Origin of the sequence: Pandoraea sp. SD6-2, from assembly GCF_000389825.1 — a bacterium.
In the GTDB taxonomy this organism is placed as follows: Bacteria; Pseudomonadota; Gammaproteobacteria; order Burkholderiales; family Burkholderiaceae; genus Pandoraea; species Pandoraea communis.
The window spans coordinates 270,332-290,716 of record NZ_KB944454.1 but is presented as its reverse complement, the minus strand read 5'-3'; the positions used below and the strand labels follow the sequence as shown (position 1 = coordinate 290,716).

Genomic DNA, 20,385 nt, shown 5'->3' with positions numbered 1-20,385 from the left:
TGAAATAGACTTCACACATACCCGATGCTCAGCCCATCGATCGTTTTGGACATTTCAGGAGACAACCATGACCGCCACTGTTTCTCGCCCGTTCCGTATCGCCGTCATTCCGGGCGATGGCATCGGCAAGGAAGTGATGCCCGAAGGCCTGCGCGCGCTTGACGCGGTCAGCCGCCGCTTCGGCATCCCGCTCGAGTACCAGCACATCGAATGGGCTAGCTGCGACTACTACGCGCTGCACGGCCAGATGATGCCGGACGACTGGAAGCAGCAGCTCGAAGGCGTCGACGCGATCCTGTTCGGCGCGGTGGGCTGGCCCGACACGGTGCCCGATCACATCTCGCTGTGGGGCTCGCTGCTCAAGTTCCGTCGTGAATTCGACCAGTACATCAACCTGCGCCCGGCCCGCCTGTTCGACGGCGTACCGTCGCCGCTCGCCAACCGCAAAGTGGGCGACATCGACTTCATGATCGTGCGCGAGAACACCGAAGGTGAGTACTCGTCGATCGGCGGCGTGATGTTCGAGGGCACCGACCGCGAGTTCGTCGTGCAGGAATCGGTGTTCACGCGCCGTGGCACCGAGCGCGTGATGAAGTTCGCATTCGAACTGGCGCAGCAACGCGCGGCCAAGAAGATCACCGTGGCGACCAAGAGCAACGGCATCTCGATCTCGATGCCGTGGTGGGATCAGCGCGCCGCCGAGACGGCTGCCAAGTATCCGGACGTGAAGTGGGACAAGCAGCACATCGACATTCTGTGTGCACGCTTCGTGCTGAATCCGGATCGCTTCGACGTGGTGGTGGCGAGCAACCTGTTCGGCGACATCCTGTCGGACCTGGGCCCTGCCTGCACGGGCACGATCGGCATCGCCCCGTCGGGCAACCTCAACCCGGAAGGCAACTTCCCGTCGCTGTTCGAGCCGGTACACGGTTCGGCGCCGGACATCGCCGGCAAGAATATCGCCAACCCGATCGGCATGATCTGGACCGCAGCGATGATGCTCGACTTTCTGGGCAAGGGTCAGGGCCGCGCGCGCGAAGCGCACGACGCGATCGTCGCGGCAATTGGCGCCGTCATCAAGGACGGCCCGCGCACGGGCGACATGGGCGGTACCGCCAGCACGACCGAAGTCGGCGAGGCGATCGCCGCCGTGCTGAGCGCCTGACACGCACCGATATTTCTCAGGCCCTCTACGTCCCTGTCTTGTTCGTCAGGCGAGTCATCGGCCCCTTTTGCAACGATGACCTTGATACCGATACCGCTGTGCGTTTTCGTGCGGCGGTATCGATGAAGCAACCGGAGAATGCAATATGACGCTGGAACTCACGCGCACTGAACTGCTGCGCACGCAACAGATAGTCGATGGCGAATGGCAGGATGCCGTCACCGGGCGACGCTTCGTCGTGACCAATCCCGCCACGGGCGAGACCATTGCGCAAGTGGCCGACGCCGCGCCGGCCGATGCCCGCGCTGCGGTCGACGCTGCCGAGCGCGCATTGCCGGCGTGGCGCGCCACGTTGCCGGCCGAGCGTGCCGCGTTCTTGCGCCGCTGGCATGCCGCGATCATCGGGCATCGCGAGGATCTTGCGCGGCTGATTTCGATGGAGCAGGGCAAGCCGCTCGCCGAGGCGCGTGGCGAGGTCAATTACGGCGCGTCGTATGTGGCGTGGTTCGCCGATGAGGCGACGCGCGTGTACGGCGACATCATCCCGACGCAGACGCGCGGCAAGCGCATGATGGCAGTCAAGGAGCCGATCGGGATCGTGGCGGCGGTGACGCCGTGGAACTTCCCGCTGGCGATGATCGCGCGCAAGATCGCACCGGCGCTGGCTGTCGGTTGCACGGTCGTGGCCAAACCTGCCGAAGACACACCATTGACGGCGCTTGCGCTGGCGTATCTGGCAGAAGATGCCGGTCTGCCAGCCGGGGTGCTCAACATGATTGCCGCGTCGCGAGAGCAGGGCGTGAGCGCTGTCGCCGAATGGCTGGCCGACGCGCGCGTGCGCAAGATCACGTTCACCGGCTCGACGCCGGTCGGCAAGCATCTCGCGCGCGAGTCCGCCGGCACGCTCAAGAAACTGTCGCTGGAGCTTGGCGGCAACGCGCCGTTCATCGTGTTCGACGATGCGGATCTGCCGGCTGCCGTGGCGGGCCTGATGGCGGCCAAGTTCCGCAACGGCGGACAGACGTGCGTGTGCCCGAATCGCATCTACGTGCAGGCCGGTGTGTACGAGCGTTTCGCGGGCATGCTGACCGAAGCCGTTGCGGCACTCAAGGTGGCGCCCGCGACCGACGATCAGGCGCAGATCGGCCCGATGATCAATGCACGGGCGGTCGAGAAAATCGCCCGCCATGTCGACGATGCCGTCGCAAGGGGCGCGCACGTGACGACAGGCGGCAAGCGGCTCGATGTGCTGGGGCCCAACTACTACGCGCCTACGGTGCTCATCAACGCCGACGAAAGCATGGCGCTGACATGCGAAGAGACGTTCGGTCCCGTCGCACCGCTGTTCCGCTTCGAGACGGAAGACGAAGTTGTCCAGCGGGCCAACGACACGCCGTTCGGGCTCGCGGCCTATTTCTACAGTGAAAACCTGCGCCGCATCGAGCGGGTGGCCGGTGCGCTCGAGGCCGGCATCGTGGGCATCAACGAAGGCGCGCTCGCCAGCGAAGCTGCGCCGTTCGGCGGCGTCAAAGAGTCGGGCTATGGGCGCGAGGGGTCGAAGTACGGCCTCGACGATTATCTCGCCATCAAGTATCTGTGCCAGGGCAATCTCGCCTGACGGCACGCGCGACAGGAGTCATTCATGAAAGTGCAGCAGATCAGGCAGAGCGCCCAGTTGCGCGGCCTGGAAGATTGGGGCACCGCGGGCCTGCCGGGAACCACGCCGGCGCAGGTCAGCGGCGTGCAGAAGGTGATTCCGGGCAACGAGGCGATCGATACCGGAGTGTTCGAATGCACACCGGGCACCTATCGACGCTCGGTCAAGCAGGCCGAAGTGATGCATTTTCTGGCGGGGCGCGCGACGTTTACGCCCGATGGCGAGGTGCCGCTGGAGATCGCGCCGGGCGACACGCTGTTCTTCGAAGCCAATACCGAAGGTCTCTGGCAGATCGACGAGACCATTCGCAAGGTGTATGTGATTTTCTGAGTCGTACGCCGGCATACGCCGCGCCGGTGACGCCCATCACCGGCGCAGTGCGGCACTCGCTATCTGTGTCAGCCTCGATGCGTTACCTCGCTTATGCGACCGACGCCACGGCGGTTGCCGCATCATTGAAGTGTCGATTCGGCACCGCCGGCACGCCCAGATTCTCGCGGAACGTGTGGCCTTCATAACGTGTGCGGAACAACCCGCGCCGCTGCAATTCCGGCACGACCAGATCGACGAAATCCTCGATGCCGCTCGGCGCGCTCGGGAACATGATGTTGAAGCCGTCGGCTGCGCCTGTCTCGAACCAGTGCTGAAAATCGTCGGCGATCGATTCCGGCGTGCCGACCAGCACGCGATGACCGCCCCCGGTGAATCGCGTATAGAGCTGACGCACTGTCGGCCGTTCACGCCGAATCCAGTCCACCAGCAGCTTCTGACGGCTCTTGTGCGAGTTCGTCTCCGGCACCTGTTCGGGCAGCGGTACCTTCGCGTCGAGCGGCAGGCTGCCGAGGTCGATGCCCAGACTCGCATAGTTCGTGAGTGAGTGCAGTACGACGGCGGGATCGCGATGCGCCAGCAAGGTGTCGTAGATGTCCTGCGCCTCGGCTTGCGTGCGGCCGACAATGGGCGACACGCCCGGCAGAATGAAGATGTGTTCCGGGCGACGGCCATACTTCAACGCCCGTGTTTTCACATCGGTATAGAACGCGCGTGCGTCTTCGATGTCCTGCGCAGCGGTGTAGAGCAATTCACCCGCACGCGCGGCCAACTCGCGCCCGGCTTCGCTCGAACCGGCCTGCGCGATCACCGGCCATCCCTGTACCGGGCGCGGTGCGCTGAGTGGACCGCGCACGCGGAAGTGCTTGCCCCGATGATCGAGTTTGCGAATACGCGCCGGATCGGCCCATTGGCCCGTGGCTTTGTTGCGCGGGAAGGCGTCGTCGGCGTGGCTGTCCCAGAGACCGGTCACCACGTCGTAGAACTCGTTGGCGCGCTCGTATCGCACGGCATGATCGACGTGATCGTCGCGATTGAAGTTCTCGCCCCCGCCCGTGGACGTCACCATATTCCAGCCCGCGCGGCCGCCCGAGAGATGGTCGAGCGAGGCGAAGGCGCGCGCCACGTTGTAGGGCTCGCTGTACGTGGTGCTTACCGATGCCACCAGACCGATGTGCTTCGTTGCCCCGGCCAGACCGGCGAGCAGCACGACCGGGTCCCAGCGCGGTGCACCGGGGCTATGGGCGAGCGACACCGGGTCGGTCGACATGAAGAGGTTGTCGAAGAAAAACAGGGCGTCGAAGCAACCGCGCTCCAACGTTTGTGCGTAATGACGATAGCGAGCGAATTGCGAATAGGCGTCGGTGTCCGTGTCGGGATGGCGCCAGCTATCGCCTTGCACGCCGGACCCCGACATGTAGGCGCCCAGCCGGAGCTTGCGGGCAGGTTGGCTCATGACGTGACTCTCATTTCGATTTCGATAGACGATCACGATACGAGAGCGCCGCATGCCGAGACAAACAACGAAATTCGATAAGCAAACCCGAATATGCAAACCGGCGCGGCGCGCGCTATGGATCGCATCAATCGATGGTTGGGGACGCGGGCGGGCTTGCCTAGACTGACACGTCCGATTACTTCCGCAGCCGCGCTTCGGTGTGGCGTCATGACATGAAGACATCCGCTTCCTCCAACACACCGGCGGTGAACCCGGTGATCGATGAATTCATCGCCGCCTCCGCGATTGCTTTTGGTCTCTATATCTCAGCACCGTCGCGCGCAGCGCTGTTACGGGCGACGCTGACGCGCTCGGCGAAGCGCGATCTGCGCAGCCGTCTGCGTGAGCGTTGGCCGGCGTGGCGTGTTCGCCTGCGTCGTGGCGCTGCCGCCGCGCTGAGCGTCGCCGCGATTCTGCCGTTCGCGAGCAAAGCGGCCGATAAACCGGTCCTTGTCGTCGGCGATCAGGCGTACAACGGGCAGAGTCTCTTTGAAGCGTCGGGGGTGTTGCAGGATGCTCCCTACACCGTTGCATGGAAGCAGTTTCCGGCGGGCACCCCCGTGATCGAAGCGGTCAATGCGGGCGCGCTCGACATTGGTCTGCAAGGCGACGGTCCGGTGCTGTTCCTCGCCGCGCAGGGTGCGCCCGTCAAAGTCATCGGCATTTACCGCGACAGTCCCGACAGCGTGGTGTTGCTCGCGGGGCCACACACGCAAATCAAGACGGTGGCCGACCTGAAGGGCAAGACGGTGGCCATCACGCGCGGCGGCTGGTCACAGCAACTGGTGCAAGCGGCGTTGACGTCGGCTGGCTTGCCGCTCGACGCGGTGAAGTACTCGTATCTCGCGTCTGTCGATTCGGCGGCGGCGTTACAGGCGGGCAAGGTGGATGCGACGGCGACGTGGGAACCGTACGTCTCGCGCTTGCGTCAGGCCGGCGCACGTACGGTGGTGACGGCTCGGGGCCTGATTGCGGCGCAGAGTTATCTGTCCACGACGCAGAAGGTGATCGATAGCAAGCGTGAATTGTTGGGGGATTTCGTTCAGCGTTATCAGCGTGCGCGCGAGTGGTCGCTGGCGGACGCACGACATGTCGAACGCTACGCGGATGTCTGGTCAGCCAAGTCGCGCGTCGATCCCAAGCTGGCGCATCAGTGGTTCAGTACGTCACGCATTCGCTATGAACCGCTGACGGACAGCGCCATCGCCGAAGCGCAGAAGAGCGTGGACGATTTCGTGAAGACCGGCACGCTGACCAAGGGCTTCGACGTGCGCGGACTCTTCGATACGTCGTTCAACAAGTTCACGCAGGCGGCGCGATAAGCCGAGAGAGGTCTTGCGCTCAGGTCAGGCGCTCGTTGGCTGCAAGACGCGTTTGCCACCGAACGCATGCGGGCGCGGCGCATCGACGCGTTCGCGCAGCAGCGCCACGGCGCGTTGCGCGCGCGCTGAGAGCGGCCATTCGGCCCGATGGATGAGCCACAGCGTGTCGACCACCGGCGGGCCGCAGTCCACCACCCGAATGGCGTCCTGCAAGGCAAACGCCTGTCGCGCGTACTGCGGAATGATGGTGAATCCCAGACCGCGAGCGACATATTCGAGAATCAGACTGACCTGGTTCGTGCATCCCTTGCACGGCAGGCTCTGCACGCCCGGATTGCCCGGGAAGCGGCGGCTGAGCAAACGTGTCGACATCGCTTCGCCGTCCGGATGATCGATGTACCCGATGCGCTTCAGGTCTTCCCACGTGTGCACGTCTTCCCCCGCCGGGACCACCAGTTCGAGCGGTTCCTGCGTGAACGGCGTGGCGGCGAGACGCGGGTCTTCCGGCCGCAACGTCACCAGTCCCAGCTCAAAGTGATTCTGTAATACGCCTTCGAGCACTTCGCGGTCGGGAGCGAAGCGATGCCGTACGGCCATCGCGGGGTTGGCCTTCTGCATATCGAGCAGGATCGGACACAGGTACAGCCCGATGCTGCCCGGCGTGATGAGCGTAATGACGCCGCATTCCTCGTTCGCATCGTCCAGACGCGAGCGCAGGTGCCGGGCCGCACATTCGACCTCAAGACAGTAGGTCAGCAACGCCTGCCCGGCGGGCGTGAGTTCCACGGCGCGTGGACGCCGCACGAGCAACGGCCCGAACGCCTCCTCGAGATGCTTCACATGCTGGCTCACGGCGGCCTGCGTGAGGCCCAGCCGGTCGGCGGTGCGCGTGAAGTTACCCAGCTCGGCGAGCGTGGCGAACGATTTGAGCCACTGAGGATTGACCATAATGAACTGTTATCGATTTGATAATGGACAGATGGTTTTCATTATAGTGGTGTGCGGCTAGTATTGCTGGTGTCGGCCGCAATCGGTCGAGGTGCCACGAATCGCTGCCAGGCGCCCAGCGCTCCGCCAGCCGGCGCCGCTTTCCCTGACTCCCTAGAGAACCCCTCATGTCCGCCCTGTTTTCCCCGTTTGCGCTGAAAAGCGTCAAGTTGCGCAACCGCGTTGCGATTCCGCCGATGTGTCAGTACAGCGCCGTCGACGGTGTCACCAACGATTGGCACCTTGCCCATTACGCCGGTCTTGCGCGTGGGGGTGCCGGTCTGGTGATTGTCGAGGCGACCGCTGTCTCGCCCGAAGGCCGTATTTCCCCCGGATGTACGGGGCTGTGGAACGACGAGCAGGCGCAAGGCATGGCCCGCATCGCCTCGGCCATCAAGGCGCACGGCGCGGTGCCCGGCATTCAGATCGCGCACGCCGGCCGCAAGGCGAGTGCCAACCGCCCGTGGGAAGGCGACGACCATATCGGGGAAGACGATCCGCGCGGCTGGCCGACGATCTCGCCGTCCGCAGTCCCGTTCGGGGCGCATCTCGGCAAGGTACCGAAGGCGATGACCCTCGACGACATCGCGCGCGTGAAGGCCGACTTCGTGGCGGCAGCGCGCCGCGCGCTGGCCGCAGGCTTCGAGTGGCTGGAACTGCACTTTGCCCACGGCTATCTGGCGCAGAGCTTCTTCTCGCTCCACGCGAACCATCGCGACGACGCCTACGGCGGTGACCTCGCCGGGCGCAGCCGCTTCCTGCTCGAGACGCTCGCCGCCGTGCGCGAAGTGTGGCCTGACCATCTGCCCCTCACGGCCCGTTTCGGCGTGATCGAGTACGACGGCCGCGATGAACAGACGTTGGCGGAATCGATCGCGCTCACGCGTCAGATGCGCGAAGGCGGTCTCGATCTGTTGAACGTGAGCGTTGGTTTCTCGACGCCCACCGCGAATATCCCCTGGGGGTCAGCGTTCCTCGCGCCGATTGCCGAGCGCGTCAAGAAGGAAGCCGGCATTGCCGTGGCGTCGTCGTGGGGCATTGACGACCCCCACGCGGCCAACCGCGTGGTGGCCGACGGTCAGATGGATCTCGTGATGATCGGCCGCGCGTTGCTGGCCAACCCGCACTGGCCGTACTACGCGGCACGCGAGCTTGACGTGGCCCGTGCGTCGTGGGTGCTTCCCGCGCCGTATGCTCACTGGCTCGAACGCTATCGCGTGCAACGCGCGACCACCTGAGTTACCAGTTGATATCGACGCAGAGCACGTGCAGCCCCTGTTGGGTGGGCGTGGCAATCGAGGCCGTCACACAAAGGTGCGCCTCGTTGATCGAGAGATAAGGCGGGGTGAAATGCACCTCGCCGGGCGCGCGCATGGCTTCGATGAAGTAAGGCCGCCGCGCCCAGTTCGCACCCTCCGAATGCAACAGCGGACGGAAACGTTTGGCGCGTTGCGAGGAATGGCTGTGCGGCAGCACGTTGTCGCCGATCTGGCGTCCGAGAGGGTCGAGCAGAAAGCAGCGTGCCGCATCGGGCAGCGCGAGCAAGTCGTGCGTGGCCTGTTTGATGTCCTGCCCCTGTGCGATGCGCGCCGCCGCCGATTCGATGCCCGCCACGTAGGGTGCAAGCCGCGCATGCTCGGCGCGCTCGCGCTCGACCAGTAGCGTGCGCAGTCCCGCCGAGAGCACGTCCATGCGCTCGGCGGCAACCTTCGGCGGTACGGGATCGACGTCGGGCGCCGCAAAGTGCTGCCCTTGCACGAAGTCCACGTTGCACTCCAGGGCGAGCAGCGCTTCGCGATCCGTCGTGAGTCCGCACATCATGACCAACTGCCCCGATTCGTGCAGCAGCGACACGAGGCCGGGCAGCACGTGCGCCAAGTGCGATTGCTCGGTCGCCTGCGCGAGAATGCCGCGATCGAGCGCCACGATATCGGGGCGCAGATCCCATACCCGGTCGATGTTCGAGTGCTTGGCGCCGAAGCCGCCCAGCGCAATGAGGAAACCCGCCTTGCGCAGGCTGCCGACAATGGCGCCGAAGCGCGGCGTGTCGCCGCCCGCCTGTTCCGGGACTTCGAGCACCACGCGCTGCGGCGACAGGCCGGTGGCCTTGAGCGTGGCGATGAGCGCCTCGCCGTAGATCGTGTCCATCAATGCCGCAGGGTGCAGGCTCAGGAAGAGCCACGCGTCGCGGCCATCGAACTCGCAGAAGTTGCCCAGATGCAGCGATTCGGCCAGCCGGCCGAGTTCGAGCATGTCGCCGTGACGTGCCGCGAGCGTGAAGACTTCATGCGATGGAACGTGACGGCCTTCGGCGTCATGCGCGCGCAAGGACGCGTGATAGCCGATGGCGCGGCGGTGCGAGACCGAGAACACCGGTTGGAAGACGCTGCAAATCGTGAAGTCGCCGTAAATGACGATGCGTCGGCCGTCCTCGGCCGCTGTCAGACGGGGCGGCAGCAAACCGGGGGCGTCGAGATCGATCATGGTCATGGTAGAGGCAGGCGCGGGGGCAGCAGTGTTATGTACAGAATAGATGAGCAAGAAGCGTGCTCAAAGGCGCCCGGCGGCGCCGGCAATATTGTCCGCGATTTTCCCCCGGCGTTGTGACGCATCGCACCAGTGAGCGGCATGATTGCACCAGAATGGGGCTTCTCCGCGAGATTCGGCAGGGCTTGCGAGTGCGGCATTGCGTTCCGTTTGCTGCGTACTTAATGATGACCGCGCTCATGACGCCATCCGTCAGGGCGCCAGCAATTGGGCTCGCCGGGCAACCCGGGCGAGCGATAGTGCGCAGACGACGTTGAAGACGTGCAAGCCACCCGGGCCGAGCAGCGTTACGACCATCGAGGCGATCATCGGCCCGAGAATGCCCCCGACCGAGAAGAGGATGAGCAGCGTGGCGCTCACCGCCACACGCCGTTCGGGCACCGTACGGTCGTTCACATGCGAGACGATCAGCCCGTACTGAGTGAAGTTGACCGCAGAGAACAGGAACATCAGCACGAACACCAGCCAGTGTGTCTGGAAGACGATCAACGGTGCGCAGAACGCGGCCGATGCAAACGCGAGACGCCGCGACAGCGTGCGCCGGTCCATGCGATCCGACAGCCGGCCCACCGGCCATTGCATGAGTAGCGCGCCGAAGAGCGCCACCCCCATCAACGTCGACAGGCTGCCGATCGACAGGCCGATGCGCGCGAGGTAGATCGGCATGATGGCGTAGAACGCGCTGTACAGAAACCCGGCGAGGATGCAGCCCGGAATGGCGATCGGCGTGGCGCGTGCCATTTCGGCGACGCTGTCGAAGAGGCCGATTGCCGGTTGTTTGACGAGCCGTTCATCGGCGACACGCGTCGGCCATCCTTGCATGAGCGTGATCGGCAGAATCGCCGCGACGAAGAGTCCCGCGACGAGCAGAAGCTGCCCCTCGCTGCCAGCGTCTCCGATATTGAGCAGGAATTGTCCGGTACTGACGGCGAGGTAGTTGATCGTGAGATAGGAGCCGAATACGCGCCCGCGCATCGTATTCGGCACCGAGCCGTTGAGCCAGCTCTCGACCGTGGTGTACATGCCCATCAGCGCGAAGCCGGTACCGAGCCGCAGCACGCAGAGCGTGAGCGTGGTTTCGCTCACCGCGAAGCCCATCACGAACAGGGCGGCCAGCGCGGTGAAGGCCACGAACGCGCGATGTTGCCCGATGCGCTCGATGAGCGAGCGGTTGTAGAACGCGCCGAGCAGGAAGCCGCCGTAGTAGCACGACTGGATCACACCGATCGTGAACGTCGATGCGCCGTACTTCAGTGCATGAAAGGGGATGGCGGTGGCGAAGAGCCCGTTGCCGACAACCAGCACGCCATACGCCAGCAGAATGCCCATGAGCGCCGGATAGACACTGATGGGCAGCGGCACGGCGTCTGCCGAGGCTGGGCCGGGGGGCGTCGACGGCGCACCGAGCAGGGACGCTTCCGAGAGGGGCCCCGGACGATCGGGTTCGTCTTCGGGAATAGCGGCATCTAGCGACGGGTCTCGCTGCATTATGTCTCGCGGGCCAGAGAATTGGGGGCAACGGGCGTTCGTCGTGCCCGTCGCAGACAATCCTTTGCACTGCAAGAAAATGTGCAGACAGCGTGAAAGGGCGTTGCCGGAGGGGCGCGCGAGGCACGTGAGCCATACCCCGAATCATCGCACGAGATCGACCCTTCACGGACGGATCCGGGTCATGCCGGATGCGAAATACGTAAGGGAACAGGGCGCATCCCGGTGAAGGACTCGCCCTGTTTGCGGCTCGCTGCGCACCAGCGCCGGATCGGCGTATCGGTGGGACAACGCCTGCCGTCAGTGCTCGGTTACCCCTGCCCCGTGCCATACGTGCTGGCGGCGCTTGCGGCTGCCGATCCAGGCGGCGGACAGCGCGCTGACAAGGCCCGCGCACAGCACGTAGATGCAAATCATCCACGGCTCGCCGCCGTTCTTCTGCAACAGGTACGTGGCGATGATCGGGCTCAGTCCGCTCGCGAAGATGCCCGAGAACTGGTAGACGAAGGAGATGCCGGTGTAGCGCACCCTGGCGTCGAACAGTTCCGAGAAGAGCGCCGCTTCCGGCCCGTAGACCGATGCGTAGATGACGCCCAGCGGAATCACGATAGACAGCCAGACGAGCATCACGTTGCCGCCGCTCGCCCTCATCAGCCAGAACCCCGCGAATGACGAGAGACCCGTCGCGAGCGAGCCCCAGAAGTAGATGCGCGTGCGGCCGATGCGATCGGACAGCTTGCCGAAGAACGGGATGGTGAAAATCATGACGAACGCGGCCGCCATCACTCCGGTGAGTGCCTCGGTCTGCGAGAGCTTGAGCGTCTGCGTCAGATAGGCAATCGAGAACACACCGAAGATGTTGAAGAACACGCCGTCGATGAAGCGTGCGCCCATGCCCGCCAGCACGTTGCCGGGGTTGCGCGTGAGCACTTCGGCAATCGGAATCCTGATCTCGGTCCCGGCCTTCTTGATCTTCGTGAACTCGGGCGTTTCCATCACGTTCAGGCGGATATACATGCCGATGGCGACGAGGCCGACCGACAGGAAGAACGCCAGCCGCCAGCCCCATGTGAGGAACTGCGCAGCGGTGAGGGTGTACGACAGCAACGCGACTACGCCGGAGGCCAGACACAGACCGAGCGCGAGGCCCACCTGCGGAATACTGGCGTAATAGCCGCGCTTTTCCTTTGGCGCGTATTCGAACGCCATGAGTACCGCGCCGCCCCATTCGCCGCCCAGCCCGATGCCTTGCAGCACTCGCAGCACGAGCAGGAGCACCGGCGCCCACAGGCCGATCTGCGCGTAGGTCGGCACCATCCCGATGAGCAGGGTGGCGACCCCCATGATGGTGAGGGTCATCACGAGCATGCTCTTGCGGCCGAGCTTGTCGCCGAAATGTCCGAAGATCACGCCGCCTAACGGCCGGCTGAGGAAACCCACGGCGAACGTGCCGTAGGCGAGCATCGTCGAGACGAGCGGATCGCTGCCGGGGAAATACAGCTTGTTGAACACAATGCCGGCGACCACGCCGTAGAGGAAAAAGTCGTACCACTCGATCGTGGCGCCGATGAGGCTGGCGACGACGACACGGCGCATCTGCCGGGCGTCGGTCTGGGTCGATGCATTCATGGTTGTCTCCGGATCTTGTAATGGTTGGGGGCTGACGTGATTGGCTAAATCGCGACGGCAACGCTTGCCGCTTCCTCTGGCGCCTGCGTGCTGCCGCGAATCTCCTGCATGCCCGACGCCGGCTCCCTGTCTTCGAGAATCATGTCGGCCGCCTTCTCGGCGATCATGATGGTCGGTGCATTCGTGTTGCCCGAGACCAACTCGGGCATGATCGACGCGTCCACGACGCGCAGCGCCGCGAGACCGTGCACGCGCAGACGGTCGTCGACGACCGCCATGGCGTCGTGCCCCATCTTGCAGGTGCCTGCCGGGTGATAGATCGACTGACTGAACTGGCGTGCGGCCTGTAGCAACTCGTCGTCGCTCCGGTACTGCGCCCCGGGAACGAACTCGCTGATGATGTGCGGTGCGAGCGAAGGTGCTGCGGCAATGCGGCGCGCCACCTTGATGCCGTCAATCACAACGCGATGGTCGCGCTCGTCCGACAGATAGTTGGCCTGAATGACCGGGTATTGCAGCGGGTCGTTGGACCGGATCTCGACACTGCCCCGGCTGAACGGACGCAACTGGCAGACGGACGACGTGAATGCCGAGAACCGGTGCGCCCCCGTGCCCGGCTTGTCGGCGGACAGCGGCTGCATGTGGAACTGAATGTCGGGGCGCGTAATGTCGGGACAGTCCGGGCGCGAGCGCGTGAAGATCGTCACCTGACTGGCGGCGAGCGTGAGCGGCCCGGTACGGAACATCGCGTATTGCAGGCCGATGAGCGCCTTGCGCAGCGGGTTGTTCACTTCGTCGTTGAGCGTGCGCTCGCGGGTTTTGAAGACCAGACGCACTTGCAGGTGATCTTGCAGATTCTGGCCGACACCGGGCAACGCATGCCGCAACGCAACGCCCGCCTTGGCGAGCACCGTTGTCGGACCCACCCCCGAGTTTTGCAGTATCTGCGGCGAGCCGATGGCCCCGGCCGCAAGAATGACCTCCACGCCCGCGCGCGCCTTCTTGCGCTCGCCGTTTTGCAGATATTCCACGCCGATGGCGCGCTTGCCTTCAAACAGGACACGGCACGTCTGCGCCCGCGTCTCCACGATCAGGTTTCGGCGTTCGCGAATCGGCTTGAGAAAGCCCTTGGCCGTGCTCCAGCGAAGCCCTTTGAAGGCCGTCTGCTGGAAGTAGCCGACGCCTTCCTGTGTCGCGCCGTTATAGTCCTCGTTGAAGGGGATGCCGGTATCTTTCGCGGCGGCGATGAAGTGTTCTGCGATGGGACGGCGCAGGCGCAGGTCGGACACCTTCAGCGGGCCGCCAACGCCGTGATACTCGTTCGCGCCGTGCTCCTGATCCTCCGATTTGCGGAAGTACGGCAGCACGTCGGCGTAGCGCCAGCCGCGATTGCCCAGTGCGGCCCAGTGGTCGTAGTCTTCGCGCTGACCTCGCACGTAGAGCAGGCCGTTGAGCGAGCTTGAGCCGCCGAGCACCTTGCCGCGCGGCCAGTCGATCCGGCGGCCGGCGACATTGGCGTCGGCCTCGGTGCGATAGCACCAGTCGAGTTCCGGGTCGTGCATCGTCTTGAAATAGCCGACCGGGATGTGAATCCATGGATTGCTATCGGGGCCGCCGGCCTCGAGCAGCAACACCCGGCACGCGGGATCTGCGCTCAGACGATTGGCGAGCACGCACCCGGCGGAGCCCGCACCGACGATCAGATAGTCGACCTCATGTTCCATACCGCCTGTCTCCTGCCTCGCGTCTGCTTCGATGGGATGAAACGATTCGTTTCGGATTGTTTCGATCCAATGTCGGCGAGCGGTACGCAAATGCCAAGCGAAAAGCGGAGCGCAACGGAAAACTGAAACGGATTTCGCGCTTGCCGTCTCAGAACGCGACAATTGTTGCGGCGCATCTGCGGGGTTTTACTAGGGAGGGGGAGGTGCGGGCGCGGCGCATCGATCAACGGCGTATTCGGTGCGTGAGCAGCCTTGCACCGGGGTTATCCCGAGGCAGATGCCATTCGATTAATTGGTATATTTTGTTTCCTTTATTGCGTATGAGCGACGAGCGAGGAGGCGCGATGCGCGAGACGGGCACGCTGGACGATGGGGACTTGCGCGCGAGCGACGAGGCGCGGAACTTGCGGGCGCTGGCCGTCATCGAGCGATTGGCGATGGCCGGACAGCCCTACACGTTGTCGCAACTCGCGACGCGTCTGTCGATTCCGAAGGCCACACTCATGCGGCTGATCGAGGCGCTCGAGTTGTGCGGCTACGTTGCGCATGTGCCCGATTCGCGCGGCTCGGAGCGAGGCCTGTCGTTGGGGCCTCGGTCCGCGCGACTGGCGCTGGTCACGCTGGCGAACAACAACTTCACGCGCGCCGCGCGTTCGCTGCTGCGCACGCTGGTCGATCGCGTCGGCGAGACCGTCAATCTGACGGCGCTCGACGGCGATGAGGTGCTCTACATCGAGCGAGTGGAGACGAACGAACCGCTGCGCATGCAGATGCATCCCGGCATGCGCGTGCCGTTGCATTGCACGGCGAGCGGCAAGTTGTTCCTGTCCCAGATGGCGGCGGCCGAGCGTCGGGCGGTGCTCTCGCGCTTGTCGCTCAAACGCATGACGCCACGCACGATCACGGACGTCAGCCTGCTTGACGCGGAGCTGGACCGGCTGGCCGCGCGCGGCATCGGCATCGACAACGAAGAGTTTGTGCGTGGCATGGTCGCGGTAGGCGTGCCGGTGCGCGCGATCGAGGACGGACACGTGCGCGCGGTGCTCGCCGTGCATGGTCCGACGGCGCGCGTGACGCTGGAGCAACTGTTGGGACTGGTGCCGACGCTGCGTGACACCGCGACGGCGCTCGCGCCGCTGCTCGACTGGCAGCGGGCCGGCAAGACGCAGGCGTTGGCGAAAAAAGCGGACGCGGAAGAAAAGTCGAAAGCGTTCTGAGCGTCAGAACGTCTTGGCGAGTTCCTTTGCGGCTTCTCGCAGACGCGGCACGAACTCCATCGCCTTCGACAACGACGTGCGCGAGACGGGGGCGTGCACAGCCACCGCGGCGATGCATGAGCCGTCTTCCTTGAGTACGGGCGCGGCGACGCAGGCAATGCCCAGCACGAATTCTTCGTTATCGACGGCGATGCCCTTATGCGCAATGCGGTCGAGTTCGCTCTCCAGCAATTCGGGATCGGTCAGCGTATTCGGCGTGAAGCGTTGCAGCTTCATCGCACGCAGCAGGGCGGCACGTTGCTCGCGCGGCATCATGGCGAGCAGCAACTTGCCGCTCGCACTGCTGTGTGCGGGCACATGCGACCCCGGTTTGAGATCGAGACGCAGCGGCCACGGCGCCTCCATGCGATCGAGATAGAGTACTTCGGTTTCGTGCAGCATCGTGAGGTTGCACGTCTCGCCGAGATCGGCCACGAGGCGGCCGAGAATCGCATGACGCATGCGCCGTGCGCCCGCCTGCATCATCACACCCAGACTCAGTTGCGCGAGACGCGGGCCGATCACGTAGGCGTTCTTCTGCCCCGGTTCGCGAATCACGAGCCCGCCCGCCTCGAGCGAGCCGAGCATGCGGTGCAGCGAAGCCTTCGGCATCTGGATGTCGTGCGCCATGTCGGCGAGCGACACCGGTGCGTCGGCGGCAACGAGATATTCGAGCAGCGCAAACGCCCGCAGGGTCGGGGTATCCGCCTTGTTCTCCGACGGGGTGTCGTGCTGGGTCGCTGCGTCGTTCATATGCGCCGTTCCGGAAAATGGATCAGCGGTATTGTACCCAAACGAACTATCGAGCGGATTGAACGCCATTGGCCGGTTCTCGACGCGTTTCAGTTCGTTCGAATGTCGATGAGCCAACGGGATAGTGTCAATCACATATTTTATTAATCGGAACGAATTGTTTCTAAAAATGGTTAACGATATGATGCCCTGACATTGCCTCGGCACAGTGAAACAGCAGAACAGGAGAGGAACGTGATGGAGACCGCAACCCAGCAACCGGATCGCCTGGTCGACGCCCGCACCGTATTCGGCATCGATACGGATCTGCAGGTGCCGGCGTTCAGCGAGCGCGACGATCACGTACCCGAAATCGACGCGGCGTACCGCTTCAACCCCGACGTTACGCTGGCGATTCTCGCCGGCTTCATGTGCAACCGGCGCGTGATGGTGCAGGGCATGCACGGCACCGGCAAATCCACGCATGTCGAGCAGGTGGCGGCGCGGCTGAACTGGCCGTGCGTCCGGGTGAATCTCGACGGACATATCAGCCGTCTCGATCTGGTGGGCAAAGACGCCATCGTCGTGCGCGACGGGCATCAGATCACCGAGTTTCAGGAAGGTATTGTGCCGTGGGCGCTGCAACGCCCGGTGGCGCTGATTTTCGACGAGTACGACGCCGGCCGTCCTGACGTGATGTTCGTGATCCAGCGCATTCTGGAGCGCGACGGCAAGCTCACGCTACTCGACCAGAATCGCGTGATACATCCGCATCCGGCCTTCCGCATGTTTGCCACGACGAACACCGTCGGCCTGGGCAATCTCAACGGTCTGTATCACGGCACGCAGGTACTCAATCACGCGCAGATCGACCGCTGGAACGTCGTCGCAACGCTCAACTATCTGTCGCGCGAGGATGAAGCGGGCATCGTGCTGGCGCGTGTGCCCGAACTCGACAACGATGCCGGGCGTACGCTCATCGACTCGATGGTGAGCGTGGCGGAACTCACGCGCAGGGGGTTCGCCACCGGTGATCTGTCGACGCTCATGTCGCCGCGCACGGTAATCAACTGGGCGGAGAACGTCGGCATTTTCCGCGACGCCGGACTGGCGTTTCGCCTCACGTTCCTGAACAAGTGCGACGAGGCCGAGCGCGCCGTGGTGGCCGAGTTTTACCAGCGCGCTTTCGGCCATGAGTTACCCGCCAACGAGGGTGGCCGCTCGCTGCTGGCCGGTGCATCGTGACGATCTCCGAGCGCGAGGCGGCACGGCGCGCGGCGCGCGGTGAGGCCCTGTGTGCCGCGACGGTGCGCGCGTTGACCGGCGACGCTGCGCTGCATTACAGCGGTGCGCGCCTGTGCCGGAACATGCGCCCGCTGCCGCTGCATGCGCCGCATCTGCAAACGCTGCCGGGATCTGCCGCCGCGTCGGACACGTTGCGCGGTGCTGCCGACGGTGCGGCGCTACGGCTGCGGCACAGCGACGCCGCGTTGCACCGCCATCTGCAACCCGAAGCGCCGCTCGAGCGACTGCTCTTCGAGCTGATGGAGCAATTGCGTTGCGAGACGTTCGTCCCGGCGGGCATGCCCGGCGTGGCGAAGAACTTGCGCGACCGGTTTGAAGTGTGGTCGCGCGCGATGCATGTGACCGGCGTGGCCGACAGTCACGTCGGGTTGTTGCTGTACACCGTCGCGCAAATGGCCTGGTCGAGATTGACGGGTTATCCCGTCGTCGAGGACACGGAAGGACTGATCGAAGCCACGCGCATGGCCATCGCGCCGCGTATCGGCGGCGCGCTCGCGGGCATGCGCCGAACGCGGGCCGATCAGGCGGCCTTCGCCGTGTGTGCGCGGGCGCTGGCCGCCGACATCGCGGGACTGATTCGTGCGTCGGGCGGCGAGCAAGCGGAAGGCACGGATAAGGACGACGAGCAGGAAAAAGGCGCGCGCAATGCCTTCTCGCTTTTTCTCGATTTCGACGAACGGGAAGACGACGGCATCACGCTCGCGCACTCGGGCGATAGCCGCGTGCTTAAGGCGTCGGCGCAAGGCTATCGCGTCTTCACGAATCGCTACGACCGCGAACTGTATGCCGGCACGCTCGTGCGTCACGCGCTGCTGACCGAATTCCGCGAGCGCCTCGACGAGCGAATCGTTGCGCAAGCGATCAACGTGCCAAGGCTCGCGCGTGCCCTCAAGGCGGCGCTGGCGGTGCCGCAACGCGACGGCTGGTCGTTCGGCGAAGAGCACGGACGCATCGACGGACGACGCCTTGCGCAACTGGTCAGTTCGCCTGCCGAGCGGCGGCTGTTCCGGCTCGAGAAGCACACGTTGATTGCCGAATCGATGGTGAGCTTCCTGATCGATTGCTCAGGGTCGATGAAAGCGCACATCGAAGCTGTGGCGATGATTGTCGACGTTTTGTCCCGCGCACTCGACGCGGCGGGTGTCACCAACGAAATCCTGGGTTTCACGACCGGCGCGTGGAACGGCGGACGTGCCCGCGCCGATTGGCTCGCGCATGGCAAACCCCGATTCCCGGGGCGTCTGAACGAAGTCTCGCATCTGATCTTCAAAGACGCCGTCACGAGTTGGCGGCGCGCGCGAACCGGCATTGCGTCGTTGTTCAAGGCCGATCTGTTTCACGAGGGGGTGGACGGCGAGGCGGTGGAATGGGCTTGCGAGCGGTTGCGCTCACGCAGCGCGAACCGGCGTCTGCTGATCGTGATTTCGGACGGTAGCCCAATGGACGCGGCCACCAACCAGGTCAACGACGAGCACTATCTCGATCATCATTTGCGTGAGGTCGTGGCGCAGCAGCGCGTCCTCGGCGACGTGGAGGTGCTGGGCCTCGGCGTCGGCCTGGATCTCAGCCCGTATTACCGGAACTCGCTTGCGTTGGATCTGAGCGCACTTCCCGACATGACGACGCTCTCGAGACTTGTCGACTGGATCGGCACCGGCGGCCGTCGCGCGCACGGATAACATCCGGCCCGAGTGACGCATCACCGCCGGGTGGCGAGCGGCGGCGTTCCGGTGAGTTTCGCGCGGGCAGCCTGCGCTTGCACGCAGGTCACGCCGATCACGTAGTAGATGTCGTCGGCGCTGCAACCGCGCGACAGGTCGTTCGCCGGACGGTTCAGCCCTTGCAGCAAGGGGCCGATCGCTTTTGCGCCGCCGATGCGTTCGGCCAGCTTGTAGCCGATGTTGCCGGCGTCGAGACTGGGGAAGATGAGCGTGTTGGCATGCCCCTCGACTTGCGAGTGCGCAACCTTGCGCTGAGCGATTTCGGAGACGATGGCAGCATCGAGCTGGACGTCGCCGTCGATGGCCAACGCCGGCCGGGCCTCTTTGACGAGACGCGTCGCTTCCACGACTTTGTCCACGGCCGCATGTTTCGCGCTGCCGCTCGTCGAAAACGACAGCATGGCGACGCGCGGCGGCTCCATGAGCAGGGCGCTGGCACTGTCGGCCGCGGCAAGGGCGATTTGCGCGAGCTGGGCAGCATCGGGATCGACGACAAGGGCGCAGTCGGAAAAGATCAGACCGCCCTTCATCGTGTGGAACGGCTCGCAGAGCATCATCAGAAAGAAGCTCGATACGAGTTGAAACGACGGTTGCACGCCAATGATCTGTATGGCCATGCGCACCACATCGGCGGTCGTGTTCACGGCGCCGGCAACGGCGCCGTCGGCGTGGCCGAGTCGCACCATCATGTTGGCGAAACCCAGCGGCGAGCGCATCTCCTCGGTGGCGCGCGCGCGCGTCATTCCCTTATGTGCGCGCATGTCGTGCCACGTTTGCGCGAACGTGTCCGTCATCGCCGACGTCGCAGGATCGATCAGCTCCATGCCGGCCAGATCGATGTGTGCCGCCTCGGCCGCGCGCCGGGTCTTGCCGATATCGCCGACGAGCACGATGCGTGCGATACCCTCGCGTGTGGCGCGGGCGGCGGCGGTGAGCATCCGCTCGTCTTCCGATTCGCACAGCACGATGCGCATCGGTGCGCGGCGCGCGGTATCGATGATGCGATTGATGGCTTTCATGATGT

At 64.5% G+C, this 20,385-nt stretch carries 16 protein-coding genes; 8 read left to right on the top strand and 8 right to left on the bottom strand.

The annotated features are described in order from the left end of the window. Window positions 1-67: 67 nt before the first annotated feature. The 3 genes from C266_RS17700 (at window position 68) to C266_RS17690 (ending at window position 3,152) form a co-directional block, all read left to right on the top strand. The gene (locus tag C266_RS17700) at window positions 68-1,165 is read left to right on the top strand and encodes a tartrate dehydrogenase (RefSeq protein ID WP_010804998.1); all 1,098 of its coding nucleotides are present in this window, start codon (window positions 68-70) and stop codon (window positions 1,163-1,165) included. Between the two features lie 145 nt (window positions 1,166-1,310). Further along, entirely contained in the window at window positions 1,311-2,783 is a 1,473-nt protein-coding gene (locus C266_RS17695) for an NAD-dependent succinate-semialdehyde dehydrogenase (protein ID WP_010804999.1), read from the top strand. Between the two features lie 24 nt (window positions 2,784-2,807). Further along, window positions 2,808-3,152, top strand: a complete 345-nt coding sequence (locus C266_RS17690) for a cupin domain-containing protein (RefSeq protein WP_010805000.1) — start codon at window positions 2,808-2,810, stop codon at window positions 3,150-3,152. A gap of 91 nt (window positions 3,153-3,243) precedes the next feature. Here the strand turns inward: C266_RS17690 and C266_RS17685 are convergent, their stop codons facing one another. Beyond that, on the bottom strand, window positions 3,244-4,608 hold the full coding sequence (locus tag C266_RS17685) for an LLM class flavin-dependent oxidoreductase (protein ID WP_010805001.1): 1,365 nt from the start codon (window positions 4,606-4,608) through the stop codon (window positions 3,244-3,246). Window positions 4,609-4,823: 215 nt separating this feature from the next. Here C266_RS17685 and C266_RS17680 point away from each other — a divergent pair, with 215 nt between their 5' ends. After that, the gene (locus tag C266_RS17680; protein ID WP_010805002.1) at window positions 4,824-5,972 is read left to right on the top strand and encodes an ABC transporter substrate-binding protein; all 1,149 of its coding nucleotides are present in this window, start codon (window positions 4,824-4,826) and stop codon (window positions 5,970-5,972) included. A 24-nt stretch (window positions 5,973-5,996) separates the two neighbouring features. Here C266_RS17680 and C266_RS17675 read toward each other — a convergent pair whose 3' ends face one another. Beyond that, window positions 5,997-6,920, bottom strand: a complete 924-nt coding sequence (locus C266_RS17675; protein WP_010805003.1) for a LysR family transcriptional regulator — start codon at window positions 6,918-6,920, stop codon at window positions 5,997-5,999. A 167-nt stretch (window positions 6,921-7,087) separates the two neighbouring features. Between C266_RS17675 and C266_RS17670 the strand changes: the two genes are divergently transcribed. Continuing rightward, window positions 7,088-8,197 (top strand): NADH:flavin oxidoreductase/NADH oxidase, encoded by a 1,110-nt coding sequence (locus tag C266_RS17670; protein WP_010805004.1) that lies wholly within the window; start codon window positions 7,088-7,090, stop codon window positions 8,195-8,197. Window position 8,198: 1 nt separating this feature from the next. Here the strand turns inward: C266_RS17670 and C266_RS17665 are convergent, their stop codons facing one another. The 4 genes from C266_RS17665 to C266_RS17650 form a co-directional block, all read right to left on the bottom strand. Then, window positions 8,199-9,449, bottom strand: a complete 1,251-nt coding sequence (locus tag C266_RS17665; RefSeq protein ID WP_010805005.1) for an EAL domain-containing protein — start codon at window positions 9,447-9,449, stop codon at window positions 8,199-8,201. A 249-nt stretch (window positions 9,450-9,698) separates the two neighbouring features. After that, window positions 9,699-10,994, bottom strand: coding sequence for an MFS transporter (locus tag C266_RS17660; RefSeq protein WP_010805006.1), 1,296 nt, complete (start codon window positions 10,992-10,994; stop codon window positions 9,699-9,701). A gap of 300 nt (window positions 10,995-11,294) precedes the next feature. Further along, window positions 11,295-12,623 (bottom strand): MFS transporter, encoded by a 1,329-nt coding sequence (locus tag C266_RS17655; RefSeq protein ID WP_010805007.1) that lies wholly within the window; start codon window positions 12,621-12,623, stop codon window positions 11,295-11,297. Between the two features lie 44 nt (window positions 12,624-12,667). Further along, window positions 12,668-14,347 (bottom strand): GMC family oxidoreductase, encoded by a 1,680-nt coding sequence (locus tag C266_RS17650; protein WP_010805008.1) that lies wholly within the window; start codon window positions 14,345-14,347, stop codon window positions 12,668-12,670. Window positions 14,348-14,691: 344 nt separating this feature from the next. On the opposite strand from C266_RS17650, the gene C266_RS17645 reads away from it, so the two are divergent. Beyond that, window positions 14,692-15,564 carry an IclR family transcriptional regulator gene (locus tag C266_RS17645; RefSeq protein WP_010805009.1) on the top strand — a complete coding sequence of 291 codons (873 nt, stop codon included), beginning with the start codon at window positions 14,692-14,694 and terminating at the stop codon, window positions 15,562-15,564. 3 nt (window positions 15,565-15,567) lie between these two features. Here C266_RS17645 and C266_RS17640 read toward each other — a convergent pair whose 3' ends face one another. Continuing rightward, the gene (locus C266_RS17640) at window positions 15,568-16,356 is read right to left on the bottom strand and encodes an IclR family transcriptional regulator (protein WP_051126430.1); all 789 of its coding nucleotides are present in this window, start codon (window positions 16,354-16,356) and stop codon (window positions 15,568-15,570) included. A gap of 237 nt (window positions 16,357-16,593) precedes the next feature. On the opposite strand from C266_RS17640, the gene C266_RS17635 reads away from it, so the two are divergent. Further along, window positions 16,594-17,580 (top strand): AAA family ATPase, encoded by a 987-nt coding sequence (locus C266_RS17635; RefSeq protein ID WP_010805011.1) that lies wholly within the window; start codon window positions 16,594-16,596, stop codon window positions 17,578-17,580. Beyond that, window positions 17,577-19,319 (top strand): cobaltochelatase, encoded by a 1,743-nt coding sequence (locus C266_RS17630; RefSeq protein ID WP_010805012.1) that lies wholly within the window; start codon window positions 17,577-17,579, stop codon window positions 19,317-19,319. The genes C266_RS17635 and C266_RS17630 overlap by 4 nt, the downstream gene beginning before the upstream one ends. 20 nt (window positions 19,320-19,339) lie before the next feature. Here the strand turns inward: C266_RS17630 and pta are convergent, their stop codons facing one another. After that, entirely contained in the window at window positions 19,340-20,380 is a 1,041-nt protein-coding gene (pta, locus tag C266_RS17625; protein WP_010805013.1) for a phosphate acetyltransferase, read from the bottom strand. Window positions 20,381-20,385: the final 5 nt, after the last annotated feature.

Bases quoted from the DNA above. Each gene is read 5' to 3' on its own strand.
- C266_RS17645 (WP_010805009.1), top strand. From the start codon at position 14,692: ATGCGCGAGACGGGCACGCTGGACGATGGGGACTTGCGCGCGAGCGAC.
- C266_RS17690 (WP_010805000.1), top strand. From the start codon at position 2,808: ATGAAAGTGCAGCAGATCAGGCAGAGCGCCCAGTTGCGCGGCCTGGAA.
- C266_RS17680 (WP_010805002.1), top strand. From the start codon at position 4,824: ATGAAGACATCCGCTTCCTCCAACACACCGGCGGTGAACCCGGTGATC.
- C266_RS17670 (WP_010805004.1), top strand. From the start codon at position 7,088: ATGTCCGCCCTGTTTTCCCCGTTTGCGCTGAAAAGCGTCAAGTTGCGC.
- C266_RS17660 (WP_010805006.1), bottom strand. From the start codon at position 10,994: ATGCAGCGAGACCCGTCGCTAGATGCCGCTATTCCCGAAGACGAACCC.
- pta (WP_010805013.1), bottom strand. From the start codon at position 20,380: ATGAAAGCCATCAATCGCATCATCGATACCGCGCGCCGCGCACCGATG.
- C266_RS17650 (WP_010805008.1), bottom strand. From the start codon at position 14,347: ATGGAACATGAGGTCGACTATCTGATCGTCGGTGCGGGCTCCGCCGGG.
- C266_RS17655 (WP_010805007.1), bottom strand. From the start codon at position 12,623: ATGAATGCATCGACCCAGACCGACGCCCGGCAGATGCGCCGTGTCGTC.
- C266_RS17675 (WP_010805003.1), bottom strand. From the start codon at position 6,920: ATGGTCAATCCTCAGTGGCTCAAATCGTTCGCCACGCTCGCCGAGCTG.
- C266_RS17665 (WP_010805005.1), bottom strand. From the start codon at position 9,449: ATGACCATGATCGATCTCGACGCCCCCGGTTTGCTGCCGCCCCGTCTG.
- C266_RS17635 (WP_010805011.1), top strand. From the start codon at position 16,594: ATGGAGACCGCAACCCAGCAACCGGATCGCCTGGTCGACGCCCGCACC.
- C266_RS17640 (WP_051126430.1), bottom strand. From the start codon at position 16,356: ATGAACGACGCAGCGACCCAGCACGACACCCCGTCGGAGAACAAGGCG.
- C266_RS17685 (WP_010805001.1), bottom strand. From the start codon at position 4,608: ATGAGCCAACCTGCCCGCAAGCTCCGGCTGGGCGCCTACATGTCGGGG.
- C266_RS17700 (WP_010804998.1), top strand. From the start codon at position 68: ATGACCGCCACTGTTTCTCGCCCGTTCCGTATCGCCGTCATTCCGGGC.
- C266_RS17695 (WP_010804999.1), top strand. From the start codon at position 1,311: ATGACGCTGGAACTCACGCGCACTGAACTGCTGCGCACGCAACAGATA.